The 12,378-nt window shown below is 60.3% G+C and carries 17 protein-coding genes; 7 read left to right on the top strand and 10 right to left on the bottom strand.

Going from position 1 to position 12,378, the window contains the following annotated elements; all coding sequences use genetic code 11:
• Positions 1–26: 26 nt before the first annotated feature.
• Positions 27–434: a VOC family protein gene (locus FHT93_RS21100; protein WP_112542209.1), complete on the bottom strand. Its 408-nt coding sequence runs from the start codon at positions 432–434 to the stop codon at positions 27–29.
• Positions 435–534: 100 nt separating this feature from the next.
• Positions 535–1,218, bottom strand: a complete 684-nt coding sequence (locus tag FHT93_RS21095) for an EthD domain-containing protein (protein ID WP_183849220.1) — start codon at positions 1,216–1,218, stop codon at positions 535–537.
• A 162-nt stretch (positions 1,219–1,380) separates the two neighbouring features.
• Between FHT93_RS21095 and FHT93_RS21090 the strand changes: the two genes are divergently transcribed.
• A complete protein-coding gene (locus FHT93_RS21090; protein WP_112542207.1) occupies positions 1,381–1,746 on the top strand; it encodes a helix-turn-helix domain-containing protein in 366 nt (121 codons plus the stop codon).
• A 229-nt stretch (positions 1,747–1,975) separates the two neighbouring features.
• On the opposite strand, the gene FHT93_RS35930 is transcribed toward FHT93_RS21090, so the two are convergent.
• From FHT93_RS35930 to FHT93_RS21075, 4 genes are all read right to left on the bottom strand, one after another.
• Positions 1,976–2,206: a diguanylate cyclase gene (locus FHT93_RS35930; RefSeq protein WP_281413463.1), complete on the bottom strand. Its 231-nt coding sequence runs from the start codon at positions 2,204–2,206 to the stop codon at positions 1,976–1,978.
• The gene (locus tag FHT93_RS35925) at positions 2,188–2,712 is read right to left on the bottom strand and encodes a GGDEF domain-containing protein (RefSeq protein WP_281413569.1); all 525 of its coding nucleotides are present in this window, start codon (positions 2,710–2,712) and stop codon (positions 2,188–2,190) included. The genes FHT93_RS35930 and FHT93_RS35925 overlap by 19 nt, the downstream gene beginning before the upstream one ends.
• A 106-nt stretch (positions 2,713–2,818) precedes the next feature.
• Entirely contained in the window at positions 2,819–3,121 is a 303-nt protein-coding gene (locus tag FHT93_RS21080; protein ID WP_112542206.1) for a putative quinol monooxygenase, read from the bottom strand.
• 64 nt (positions 3,122–3,185) lie between these two features.
• On the bottom strand, positions 3,186–4,202 hold the full coding sequence (locus FHT93_RS21075) for an NADP-dependent oxidoreductase (RefSeq protein WP_112542221.1): 1,017 nt from the start codon (positions 4,200–4,202) through the stop codon (positions 3,186–3,188).
• Positions 4,203–4,292: 90 nt separating this feature from the next.
• Here FHT93_RS21075 and FHT93_RS21070 point away from each other — a divergent pair, with 90 nt between their 5' ends.
• Together FHT93_RS21070 and FHT93_RS21065 are read left to right on the top strand one after the other, a co-directional pair.
• The gene (locus FHT93_RS21070) at positions 4,293–5,195 is read left to right on the top strand and encodes a LysR family transcriptional regulator (RefSeq protein ID WP_112542205.1); all 903 of its coding nucleotides are present in this window, start codon (positions 4,293–4,295) and stop codon (positions 5,193–5,195) included.
• Complete coding sequence (locus tag FHT93_RS21065) at positions 5,192–5,350, top strand: hypothetical protein (protein WP_162709978.1); 159 nt, start codon at positions 5,192–5,194, stop codon at positions 5,348–5,350. Before FHT93_RS21070 ends, FHT93_RS21065 begins: the two co-directional genes overlap by 4 nt.
• A 135-nt stretch (positions 5,351–5,485) precedes the next feature.
• Here FHT93_RS21065 and FHT93_RS21060 read toward each other — a convergent pair whose 3' ends face one another.
• Both FHT93_RS21060 and FHT93_RS21055 read right to left on the bottom strand, forming a co-directional pair.
• Positions 5,486–5,704: a LysR substrate-binding domain-containing protein gene (locus tag FHT93_RS21060; protein WP_348649799.1), complete on the bottom strand. Its 219-nt coding sequence runs from the start codon at positions 5,702–5,704 to the stop codon at positions 5,486–5,488.
• A 255-nt stretch (positions 5,705–5,959) separates the two neighbouring features.
• Positions 5,960–6,880, bottom strand: a complete 921-nt coding sequence (locus FHT93_RS21055) for a LysR family transcriptional regulator (protein WP_210299375.1) — start codon at positions 6,878–6,880, stop codon at positions 5,960–5,962.
• 98 nt (positions 6,881–6,978) lie between these two features.
• On the opposite strand from FHT93_RS21055, the gene FHT93_RS21050 reads away from it, so the two are divergent.
• The gene (locus tag FHT93_RS21050; RefSeq protein WP_183849218.1) at positions 6,979–8,394 is read left to right on the top strand and encodes an aldehyde dehydrogenase family protein; all 1,416 of its coding nucleotides are present in this window, start codon (positions 6,979–6,981) and stop codon (positions 8,392–8,394) included.
• 37 nt (positions 8,395–8,431) lie between these two features.
• On the opposite strand, the gene FHT93_RS21045 is transcribed toward FHT93_RS21050, so the two are convergent.
• Positions 8,432–9,427 (bottom strand): NADPH:quinone reductase, encoded by a 996-nt coding sequence (locus FHT93_RS21045; RefSeq protein WP_183849216.1) that lies wholly within the window; start codon positions 9,425–9,427, stop codon positions 8,432–8,434.
• A 106-nt stretch (positions 9,428–9,533) separates the two neighbouring features.
• Between FHT93_RS21045 and FHT93_RS21040 the strand changes: the two genes are divergently transcribed.
• The gene (locus FHT93_RS21040) at positions 9,534–9,857 is read left to right on the top strand and encodes a helix-turn-helix domain-containing protein (RefSeq protein WP_112542201.1); all 324 of its coding nucleotides are present in this window, start codon (positions 9,534–9,536) and stop codon (positions 9,855–9,857) included.
• 2 nt (positions 9,858–9,859) lie between these two features.
• On the opposite strand, the gene FHT93_RS21035 is transcribed toward FHT93_RS21040, so the two are convergent.
• A complete protein-coding gene (locus FHT93_RS21035) occupies positions 9,860–10,750 on the bottom strand; it encodes a LysR family transcriptional regulator (RefSeq protein WP_112542200.1) in 891 nt (296 codons plus the stop codon).
• A gap of 140 nt (positions 10,751–10,890) precedes the next feature.
• On the opposite strand from FHT93_RS21035, the gene FHT93_RS21030 reads away from it, so the two are divergent.
• Positions 10,891–11,466, top strand: coding sequence for an isochorismatase family protein (locus FHT93_RS21030; RefSeq protein WP_183849214.1), 576 nt, complete (start codon positions 10,891–10,893; stop codon positions 11,464–11,466).
• A 65-nt stretch (positions 11,467–11,531) separates the two neighbouring features.
• Positions 11,532–12,281 (top strand): pirin family protein, encoded by a 750-nt coding sequence (locus FHT93_RS21025; RefSeq protein ID WP_112542198.1) that lies wholly within the window; start codon positions 11,532–11,534, stop codon positions 12,279–12,281.
• The last annotated feature ends 97 nt before the right edge of the window (positions 12,282–12,378 follow it).

Below are 12,378 nucleotides of genomic sequence, written 5' to 3'. Positions count from 1 at the left end.
GCTCATCCTCGACGGCACCCTCTCTGTCAGATCTGCGAGGCCGGCGTCCCGACGCGTAGTGGTGCCAGAATGTGCTGCTCGACCAATTCAGGCGCCCATTGGACGTACTCCACCACGCTGCCGTCGGCATGCTTCATGTACATCATTCGTCCGGTCGGAATGTTTCCTACGTCGCGGATCACAGACGCGCCGTTTGCAAGGAGCTTGCTCTTGGCGCTGTCAATGTCCTCCACGATCCAAGGACCGAGGCTGCCGCGGATCGGCGCCAGCACCTCATCCGTTCCGCCAATCGCGAGCACGTCGCCAATACCGACGAGGGTCACGGGGTCATAGTTTAGCCAGAGATGGGGCTGGGTGCCGTGGACTGCCTTGAGCGTTGCCACGGTGGACTCAAGGTCTGTCGTGACGATGCGGGTGTATGTCTTGAGGATCATGAAGATGCCCTTCTGCGGTGGTGAAGGTCGAGGACGCTGCCAGCTCGCGGCTGGAGCGCTCAGCGTCCTCGTAGATAGAGAATGACAGGCTCAGGCTCTCTCAGCGCACGAAACGCTCCGAGACCGCCAGCATGGTCACGGAATGTCCGGCCCGGGCGAGGAGTTCGTCGAATGCCGCCCGATCGGCGTCCACGCCGTCCTGGAACGCCGTCAGTGTGGGCCACCACAACTGACGGGCCCCTAGGAACGGTGGCTCGTCGCCATGCACCTCGACACTCGGTCGGTTCACCGCGTGGCCTAGCGCACCGATCCGCAGGCCGAGCGCGTCGTCGTCCGCGTCCGCCCAACCGGGATTGCCGTCACGGTGCACGAACTGAAGGAGATGAATGCTTGTCGGCCGCTCCAGCACGTCCCATTGGCGATCAACCGCGGCTCCGGCGCCAATTGGGGGCCGCGAAACGATGACCTCCTCCTCGGTAATGAAGAAGATGACCCTCGGCAGGTCCTGGAACAACGGCTCGTCGGGACGGATGTTATCGACGAACAAGGGTTCGTCGACCAGTGCGCCGGCGGCCTTTGGAGAGTCGAACGAGGGCATGGCGACACCGTCGTACTGGTCCTGCCCCGGGCCGAGGCGGTCGGTGTCAAACTGGTGCGCCTGGACATAGGTGAGCATCCCCGGGATCTGCCGGCCCAGGGTGCCGTGCGGGTGACGCCAGTGGTCGTGGAAGCGCTGGCGGTCGATGTCGGGGCGGCGGGGAAGGAGAGAGAAGAAGCGGATCACGAGAGGTCCTAACTAGTATAGTTTCATTTGTATCGGCGCGAATGTCACGCGTGCGGAAGTCGTAGGAGAGCCATTTCTCCCCAACTTGTGAGATAGGTATACGTCTGCTACTTAGTTGCAAGAACGCACTTACAGTCGCCTAGGTATCGCTGAGGAAACCCAATGTCCGTCTGCCAGCACTTCGATGAAAGCTGCCCCAGCCGCTCGCTGTTCGATAATATCGCCGACAAGTGGTCGATGATGGTGATCAGCGTGCTGGATGCGGGCCCGATGCGCTTCAACGGAATCAAGCGGCACATTGGGGGCGTGACGCAGAAGGCGCTGACACAATGCCTGCGGCGGCTGGAACGCAATGGACTTATTTCCCGCCGGATCATTCCGACCTCGCCGATCGGGGTCGAGTACACCATCACGCCGCTTGGCCGCTCGCTGCTGGGTCCATTTCAGGCGCTCCATGAATGGACCATTGAGCATGTCGATGATGTGGAGCAGGCGCGTCAAGCGTTTGACGGCCGTGCTGCGGAGTGAGCTGACGCGTCTTCGAGTTCACCGCCGCGGCTGGATTCGCCCCGCCCGACGAACCTCGCGCAGCAATTCCGCTCGGCGGATACCGGTCGAGAGGGGAGCCAACACGCGAACGGCCAGCGCTTCAACTGTGTGAGTTCAAGGGGATTGATTGCGCTTGATCAAGCCGATCGACACAGAAAAAGTGGCCTTCGTCGCAGCGCTCCAAAAGCCCATGGTTCAGCGTCGTCGCCTATGCAACGACCCTGTTTCTGCCGAGTGATTTCGCCTGATAGAGATTTTCGTCCGCGGCTTTCAGGCGCTCGGACGGGTCAAAACCAGGCGGGCATTGACACGCTCCTATGCTCGCCGATATCTGCACCCGCGAGCCGGAAGCCGCATGTAAAACGACGGCAGCAATTTCCGCTCGGATCTCTTCACATCGGGTGTGCATTTCTTCAAACGTTAGACCGCTTTGGAACAGACCGAATTCTTCACCGCCCAGGCGTCCGGCGACACTGATTGTCTCTGGTAGCGGGAGAGAATTCGGCCGGTCAGGCGGAGCGCCTCGTCACCCGTTGCATGACCATGACGGTCATTGATCATCTTGAAATGATCCAGGTCTAGAAACAGCAGGACCCCGGATACACCGCGATCACTCATACCCTCCAGTTCTTCCATGAAGGCGCTCCGTGTCAGGACTCCTGTCAGGCCATCGGTGCGGGATTGGAGACGAAGGGCCTCGTAGGCTTCTGCGAGCTGCTGTAGAACCTCCTTCGTCGCCGCTTCAGCCCGCCGAATCTTCTCGGACTGGGCAAAGTGAAACGCCGAGGCCGGAATCGATATCGCCAGCGGACAGAAGATGGTCATGAACAGCCCCGCTCCAACCACCTGCCCGCCCAGTAATGGCACGATACAGAACGAGAGAGCCAGTGAGGCCAGCATCGAGCACAGGCCAGTCAAAAATGACTTTTCAATAATGCGACGCATCGACACCACCATGGAAAATGGAAGTGTCTTTGGACCTCAGGCACTTAAAGACGGCTGAACCACTTCGATAAAAGTCAGGCTATGCGCCCAATCTCGAGGGGCTGTATCAAGGGTCCATAATCTCTCGTTCGTTTGACGCGTCGTATTTCCGGATTTCCCCTCGCATTTTGCCGTTCCAGCGGCTGACAAACGCGATCGTATCAGCCGCCCGCAGATGAGCGCTGAGCGCAGCCTCATCCACCCAGCGTTCCGATATCAACAATCGGCCTGACTGGGGATCGTCAACGGCAGCATCATAGGCGATGGCGCCAGAACGCTTGCGCGTACTGACTGCGAGCAATTTGAGTTCTGCCACGAACTGCGCCAGGTCGGCCGGATTGACGTGCATGTAGCCTGTTACGACAAGCATGGGTATTCTCCTCTCCCAGACTGCAGGCTCTCGGCAATCTGGGGTGTTCATTCATCCGCAACGATCAGGCAGCGATCAGCACGATCTTGCCTTGGATGCTTCCTTCGGACGCGCGGCGGTGGGCTGCAGATGCGTCAGCAAGCGGATAGGTGCTGTCGATCACCACGCGAACGGTGCCGTCATCAAGGAGGCGGCCGGCCTCTACGAGTTGCGCGCCGTTCGAACGCACCTGCGTCGATGATACGATGATCTTTCGCTCGGCAGCTTGCCCATGGCCAGAAAAGCCCAAGGGATTGACGAGATACAAGGCGCCGTCCTGCTTTATGATGGGAAGGAAGCGTTCCATATTCGCGCCGCCGACGGCATCGAGTACCAGATCCACATCCTTCGCCACCGTTTCCGCAGCCACCTTGGTGTAGTCGATAAAACGATCGGCTCCGAGATCGCGGAGAAGCGCCTCGTGCTTGCCGGAAGCAACGGCAATCACCTTTGCCCCTTTCCATTTTGCGATTTGAACTGCGAGATGGCCGACACCGCCTCCAGCGCCATTCACCAGCACGGTCTTTCCATCCAGCGGAACCGGTGCATGCGAGAAGGCCTGGAATGGGTTCGGCGCATCATGGCCCAGATCCACCAGAAACTGCCAGGCGGTCAACAGCGACATCGGCGCACCGGCCGCCCGGATATGGTCGATCCCGGCGGGCTTCAGCGCCAGTTCCGATGCGGGGACTGAAACATATTCCGCATAGGCGTTGCTGCCCTTCATGAGGTCTTCCGGAAAACGAACCATCGCATAGACTTCGTCGCCGACGCGAAACCCAGACACGTTCTTGCCGACCGCCGATACGACGCCAGAGACGTCGGTGCCAAGGATCAGCGGGAAGGTTGGATTGGGTTGCCACTCCGGCGGAAGTGCCCGGTAGCCATCGCGCAGGTAAAGATCGGGCGGATTGATGCCCGCAGCATGGACCCGGACGAGAACGTCGTGATCGGTCATTTCCGGTTGGGGCGCGTCCTCACAAAGCAGAACGTCGGGACCGCCGAATTCATGCAGTCTTACAGCTTTCATTATCTCTGTCACCATTGCCTCCTTGGATATTGGCTTTGATTACAGAAGATATGCGCGTCGACGACGATTGATAATCGGTGTTGAATTCGCTTTACTAATGCCATGAAGGAACAAATCGGAATCGATAGACTGACGGGGCTAATCGCGTTTGCACGCGCCGGATCGCTCGGAAGCTACACCGCGGCGGCCCGCACCCTGTCCATCTCTCCCTCGGCGGTCAGCAAAAGTATCCAGCGGCTAGAGAAGCAACTTGGCGTTTCGCTCTTTACGCGCACGACCCGTTCCCTGACCTTGACGGACGAAGGACGCGACCTCCATGAGCGCGCGCTTCGGCTGCTGAGCGACGCGGAAGATATCGAGCAGGCGGCAAAGGCAGCGCGCACCGAGCCTGCCGGCACATTGCGGATAGCAGCATCTTTGCCGATCGGCCTGCACATTATCGCGCCCGCGCTTCCTCATTTTCGCAGACTCTATCCAAATGTGCACATAGATCTCCGTTTGAGCGATCACATAGTGGATCTGGTCGAAGGCGGCTTCGATCTGGCAGTTCGGATCGGCGATCTCTCCGACTCTCGCCTGCTCTCAAGGCGCCTATCGCCCCATCGACTATGCTGCTACGCCTCACCCGAATATCTTGACGGTTACCCCACACCTAAGCATCCGAACCAGTTGGAAGAGCACGAGACCGTCAATCTGCGCTACCAAAATAGTGGCCAGCTATTCCGCTGGCCCTTCCGTATCAGGGATCGGGAGGTGGAAGTCGTGCCATCCTCGGGTATCGTCGTCGATGCAAGCGAGGCCGTTCTTGCATTGATTGCCGCTGGCGCAGGTATCGGAATGGCAACCAGCTTCATGGCCAACTCCTGGGTGGAGCGCGAAGCGCTTGTTCCTGTTCTGGCAGACTATGCCGTCGACCGGCACAACATCACGGCGCTGTGGCCAGCGAGCCGTCGGTCCAACCCCGCTGTTCGCGCCTTCCTCGACACCTTGGTGGAGTTGTCATGACAACGGTATTTGTGGCCGATGGCCGACAGCCGGCTCATCCGCCTGCTGGCACCATGGTGCGCCCCTTCCCCGGTTATTATCTCTATTACCCTGATCTTCACGGGACTACAGCCCTCGAACTGTCCAAAGCAGCCTCTTCGAGAACCAAGAAATGAGCCCCGCTCCGCACCCGCTCGCGACGCCCTTTCCTTATCGAGCACAAGGGTTCGTAGGAGCCGCAGGGGCAGGAACTGATCAATTGGCTGAAAATTAGCTCGACCAGGGCGCGCCTCACCTGACGTGCAGCAGACTCAACGCTGTGCGAGCCGCCCGGCCGCGTAGTCGCGCGCAAGCGCGATAAAGGCCTGGAAGGCTGCGGAGGAATTGCGCCGATTATAATAGTAGAGGCACAGCGGTACGAGCGGCGGTGTCCAGTCTTCGAGAATGCGCACGAGTCGCCCTGCAGCAATATCTTCGCGGACATCGGCTTCCATGAGATATTCTATCCTCACGCCGTTCGTTACTGCGATCCGCGCTAGGGATGCACACCGCGTGTCAACGGCAAAAGCAGGTGTGTGATTGAACGTCGGGTCCGTTCCCGATCCATGCGCAAAGGATGCAACGGGCGATCAGCGGGCTGAATACTCATGTTTGACAGTGCACCGTTACGCTGCACGCAACAGTGGTTGGAACCGCTTCGCGTGGTGAGCTCATTCCGTAACGGAACGCATAGTCGGATAGGCCTGCTCAAACCTCCGGGTTACGGAGTCCTGTCGAGACATTCTTCAGTCCTGAGGCGGTCTCTCAACGTGGCTGCCGCGCCGAACGTCCTTGATGAGATCGACGAACCGCCGCAGTTTGGCGGGGATGTTTCGTCTTCCGGGATAATAGAGGCAGAGCCCCGGATAGGGTGGGGTCCAGTCGGCAAGAACCTGCTCCAGCCGTCCAGCAACGACGTCCTCTGATACCTGCCATTCATTCAGATAGGCGAGTCCGGCTCCGTCGCGGGCCGCCCGGAGCATCAGGTCGCTGTCATCGAGCGTGAGCTTGCCAGGAACGTCGAGCATGAAGCTCTCGCCTCGCTTTTCGAACTCCCAGCGATAGAGCGTGCCGCTCGCCATTCTGGCCCGAATGCACTCGTGGTTCTGAAGATCTGCCGGAACCTGCGGCTTTCCATGCTGCCGGAAATATTCGACCGAACCGACGATGGCCGGACGGACGCTGTCGCCGATCGGAACGACGACCATGTCGGGGGGAACGGCTTCCCGAATCCTGATCCCCACGTCAAAACCCTTGGCATTGACATCGACCAGCGCGCCCTCCGTGACAATCTCCACCGCCATCTGCGGGTTTCTCCGCATGTATTCCAGGATCAGCGGCGTCAGGATCATTCGGGTCGCACCGACCGACGTGTTGATGCGCAGGGTACCGGTGGCTTCCGCACGATGCTCGTCGACATGCTCAACGGCGTTGCGAATGGCCTCCAGCGCCGGGCCAACGCTCGCCACGAACTGTTCGCCCGCGGCGGAAAGGACCACGCTCCGCGTCGATCGGTTGAATAGTCTGACGCCCATGCGCGCTTCCAGCGCGGCGATCTGCTGGCTGAGCGAGGACGACGAGATCCCAAGCTCGCGCGCGGCGGCCCGAAACCCGCCACGGGAAGAGACCGCGAGAACTGCTTCGAGTTCGGCGAGCGAGCCACGCATCATTGTCCGTAACTCCTTATCAGCCTGAGCGCTTTTCGCGAGCTTATCAGGACAATGGAGAAATGCCAGATAAGCCTGACAGTCGAAAGGAGTTAGACATGCGCAACATCGACAAGATCTATATCGACGGTCAGTTCGTCACACCGAAGGGAACCGAAACGGGCGATCTTCATGATCCGTCCACTGAAGAGAAGATCGGTACGGTCCGGCTTGCCGGCGTAGAAGACGCACAAGAAGCCATCGCCGCGGCAAAACGCGCCTTCCCTGCGTTCTCACGCACGTCAAAGGCCGAACGCATCGATATGCTGAAGCGCTTGAACGCCGCGGTCGCCGCGCACGTTACCGATCTCACCGAAGCGATGTCGCTCGAATATGGCGCTCCGCAGACCTTCACGCGCTTTGCTATTCCTCATGCTGCTTCGAGCTTTCTCACCATGGCGTCCGTCCTGGAGGACTACGAATTCGAGCGCCGAATGGGCCGCGCGCGGGTGGTCATGCAGCCGTCTGGTGTTGCCGCGGCCATCACGCCCTGGAACAGCAATATCGGCTTCATCACCTCGAAGCTCGCAACCGCCATCGCCGCTGGTTCGAGCATCGTCGTCAAGCCCAGCGAGATGAGCGCGATCCAGACGCAGATCTTGACGGAGTGCCTTCATGAAGCGGGTTTGCCGAAAGGCGTGTTCAACATCATCAATGGCTATGGCAATGTCGTCGGCGCGGAACTCAGCCGGCATCCTGATATCGCAAAAGTGACTTTCACCGGCTCCACCGCGGTCGGCCGGGAAATCCTACGCAACGCGGCTGATACCTTCAAGCGCGTAACCCTGGAACTTGGCGGCAAGGGTCCAAACATCATTCTCGACGATGCAGATCTGAATGTTGTCATTCCCGCCGTTTTGCGGATGGGCTTCATCAACAGTGGCCAGGCCTGCATTGCCGGTACTCGTATTCTGGTTCCGAACCAGTTGCTCGACGACGTCCTGGACAGGCTGAAACAGGAGATCGAGACGTTCAAGGTCGGCGCTCCGAGCGATCCGGACGCGATGATCGGACCGATGGTCAGCCGCAAGCAGTACGATCGCGTCCAGTCCTACATCGAACTGGGAACGCAGGAAGGCGCCCGTCTCCTGACGGGTGGCCTGGGCCGGCCCGCAGGTCTGGATCGTGGCTGGTTTACGAAGCCGACGATCTTTTTCGGCGTGGACAACCAGATGCGGATCGCACGCGAAGAGATCTTCGGACCGGTCCTCTCGGTCATCGCCTACCGCGACGAGGACGAAGCCGTGTCCATCGCAAACGACACCCCATACGGCCTCCAGGCCTATCTGCATGGCACCGACTCCGCACACATGCAGGCGCTTGCGGATCGATTGGACAGCGGGCGGGTGGTCATCAACGGCGCGCCGCATGAGCCGCTCGCTCCCTTTGGCGGCTTCAAGCAGTCAGGGATCGGTCGTGAATACGGCGTGTTCGGCCTCGAGGCGTTTCTGGAGCCGAAAGCCGTCATTGCGTGACGATCGCTAACTTGGACCGGCAATCGAACCGCTCGGGTCAGGCGTCTGAAAGTCGGACCAGGACCTTGCCGACAGCCTTGCCGCTCTCCTGGAACTCGTGCGCATCGGTCACTGCATCGAGGGCATATGTTTTCGCGATCTGCGGAACGTATGCCCCCGACGCGGCGCAGGCCGAAATCTCTTCAGTTGCGTGACGCATCGCCGCTTCCGGCATGGTGTACACGTAGACGAAACGGAATGAGAAACCTCCGAGCAGCGCCGGGAAAAACGGGATGGCCAACTTGGCTTGCGGTGATTCCGTCGAATAGGCTGAGACCACGCCGTCGCGGGCGAGGCAGGAGATTGCCAATTCAATATTGGCGGAGATATCGACATCCACGATACGGTCGACGCCGTGGCCGCCCGTGGCCGATCGTATGGCCTGCGGCACGTCTTCCTGGTGCCTGTTGATGACAAGATCGACCCCAGCGGCTCGCGCGACCTCCGCCTGCTGCTCGCGGCTCACTGTCGCCGCCACCCACGCGCCCGCCCATTTCGCAAGCAGGATCGCCGCGTTGCCGACCGCACCGGCACCACCCTGCACCAGAACCCGTTTGCCGCGCAGGTCACCATCGGCGAACAGGCAGCGATGCGCCGTCATCGCAGGAACGCCGAGCGATGCTCCGATCTCAAAGGGCACGTTGTCGGCCAGCCTGACGGCCTGCGCGGACGGCACGACGACGAATTCCGCAGCGGTCCCGAAGGCGCGGTTCCATTGCGCCATGTAGATCCACACGCGCTCTCCGATCCGTGTATCAGCAACGCCGGGGCCGACGGCGTCGATCACGCCCGCGCCGTCCTGATGCGGTACGATCCGTCCGAATGGCATGGCCTTGCCGCCGAAGCCGGTTCTCGTCTTGATGTCGGAAGGATTAATACCAGAGGCGATCACCCTCACCCGGACCTCACCGGCGCGGGGCTGTGGATCGGGCAAGTCGGCGACAACAAGCACCTCTCTCGCAGCTCCTTGTTTCTCGTAAAACGCAGCGCGCATGACACACCTCCAATCAACTCGCTCCAACTAGGCGCGCCACAGGCGATCTTGCAAGTAGGCAACAGTTCCGCCTATAGGGATAGAAAGTACACCATTGGAGACCAGGATGAGCCTTGGCCAGAAGTGTCCCGTCGAGACCACCGTCGATGTGACGGGCGGCAAGTGGAAGCCGATGATCATTTACCGGCTGCTGGACGGGCCGCGCCGGTTTGGCGAACTGCGCCGCCTGGTTGGCGATCCGAGCCAGCGATCTCTGACGATGCAGCTCCGGGAGCTTGAGGCCGACGGGATTGTTTTCCGTGAAGTCTTCGCTGAAGTCCCGCCGCGCGTGGAGTATTCGCTTACACCGTTCGGCCAGACACTCGCGCCCGTGTTGATGGCCATGCGCGACTGGGGCGTCGCGTTTCAGGAGCGTCGGCTCTCCGCATGAGGTTAGGACGCATCCCGTGCGGCGCTCGCCGAGAACCGTGCGACAAAGAAATCGATCAGCACCCTGACCTTTCGGGACACGTGCGATCCCGGCGGCCGCACAATATAGACGCCGATCTCCGGCAAGCTGTATTCCGCCATGATCGGCACTAGCGCGCCCGCAGTCACGTAGCTTTGCGCGATCACGACAGGAAGGGCCGCAACGCCCAGCCCGGCCGCCGTCCCTTCGGCGATCCCCACGGCGCTGTCCGCCTTGAACCTTCCCTGCCCGTTGACGACGACCGTTCGGCTGCCGTCTGATACCTTCCAGCTTTCAGTCCCTTGCAGGATGGCCTGGTGTTCAAGCAGGTCCGAGGGCTTTTTCGGGATGCCGTGGGCACTCAGGTAGTCTGGATTGGCGAACAATCCGGCCGCAAAGGCACCGATCTTGCGTGCGGTCAAATTTGAATCCTGAAGATAGCCGACCCGTATCCCGCAATCGAACCCTTCTGCCACCAGATCAACGTACCGGTCACTGTAATGCGCGTGAAGCTGCAGGAGCGGATGGAGGCGGGCAAGCTCGGCCAGCGCCGGCGCGAAATGTCCGGGACCGAAGGATGAAGGAACCGCCACGCGCAATCGTCCCCGCAACTCCCCGGTCGGCAGCATTTCCTCGCGCGCCACGTCCATTTCCAGGCACATGCGGGCAGCATGCTCGCGGAAGGAAACACCGGCTTCCGTGAGTGATGCGCCCCTCGTCGTGCGCGCCAGAAGCTGGACGCCAAGTTCGCTCTCGAGGCGCACAAGCCGGCGGCTGACGATTGATTTCGGCAGTCCGAGACGCCGGGCCGCGACCGTGATCCCTCCGCCGTCGGCAACCTCGACGAAGGTCTGCATGTCCTCGAAGCTGATCATGTTTGCGTTCCATTTTTCGTTCAACAGAGTGGCAAACGATAGAGCTACCGTACCATTCATCGCAACGCTAAATTCCAATCATCGAGCGGATCGAAACGAACTTCACCAACCCGCCGCCGAAAAGGAAAAGGAACACGACAATGCACAGCCAAGCATTCACCCCCGAAAATTCCGCCATGCTGCTGATCGACCATCAGATCGGCACGATGGCCTGGACCCACTCGCACGACATCAACCTGGTCAAGCAGAACGCGCTGAAGCTCGCCCGCATCGCCAAGGCTGCCAACATCCCGACCATCCTGACATCAAGCATGGAAGACCAGATCCAGGGGCCGCTGGCGCCCGAACTCAAGGAAATCCTCCCCGAAGCCTTCGAGGCCCGTATCAAGCGCCCCGGCATCGTCAACGCAATGCACCACGACGGCTTCAACCAGGCGGTCAAGGCAACCGGCCGCAAGAAGCTGTTCGTCGCCGGCGTGACAACGGAAATCTGCGTCACCTTCCCGGTCCTGCAGATGCTCGACGAAGGCTACGAGGTGCAGGTCTCGGCTGACGCTTCCGCCTCCTACACGAAGTACGGCGACGACCTTGCTCTGCGCCGCATGGAAAAGGCGGGAGCGGTCATCACCACCGTCGACCAGATCATCTCCGAGCTTGCCGTCGACTGGACGAGCCCGCTCGGGCAGAAGCTGGTGGGCATCCTCAACTATCATTGAGCGCGCATTGGTCCCGTTCGGCGCGGGCCTTGGAGCCCGCGCCCTAAATGGAAGGAAACACTTCAATGACGATCACCAAGATCTCCGCAGGCCGGATGCGCGGGAACTTCGTTCAAAGTTTCGGCGTCGAAATCCTTTATCCCGGTCTCACCCTGACGGCCGATGATAGCGGGATTGGTCCGATCGGCAGGATCGATCGCGCCCAGGTGCAACCCGGTCACCTCATCGGCATGCACCCGCACAAGGACGATGAAATCCTGACCTACATTCGCGGCGGCGAGATGCTTCACCGCGATACCGTCGGAAACGAGAAGACGCTCGACAAAACGCATTTCATGATGATGAATGCAGGCCACACCTTCCAGCACGAAGAACTGATGCTCGGGAACAGTCCGGTTCGAGCGCTACAGATCTTCCTGCGGCCCAACGCTCCCGATCTTGAGCCGATGGTGCAGTTTCATGATTTCGTTGACGAAAGCCGTGACAACGAGTGGCGATTGATTGCCGGGCCACAGGAGGCGCCGCTGACCGTGCGATCCGACGTCAGTGTCTTCGATGCGCGCATCACGAGGGGCTTCCGGCTACGCTTGCCTGCCGCGGCCGATTCCGGGACGGCTTTTTTGCTCTATGTCTTCGACGGGGCGATAGATTTCGGCGACGTCACGATCACAACCGGCGAGAGCGCGTTTACTCGCTCATTTGATCACCAGCTCATTGCCAGTGCGGGCTCAGACGTCGTTCTATTCGCGTTCGACCCTGAAGCCGAGGTATTTCGTGGCGGCATGTTCAGCGGCAAAAAGATACGCATCGGTTGAACGGGAGATGCCACATTCAGGACCGTGGCGTGGAGGTGTGAACGTTATGTTCCTCCTCGCCTTGAAAGGAACCCACAACATAGTCGGCAGCTATCAG

Source organism: Rhizobium sp. BK379 (assembly GCF_014193955.1).
In the GTDB taxonomy this organism is placed as follows: Bacteria; Pseudomonadota; Alphaproteobacteria; order Rhizobiales; family Rhizobiaceae; genus Rhizobium.
The sequence above is the reverse complement of the archived record's forward strand: the minus strand, read 5'-3'. Positions and strand labels throughout refer to the sequence as shown.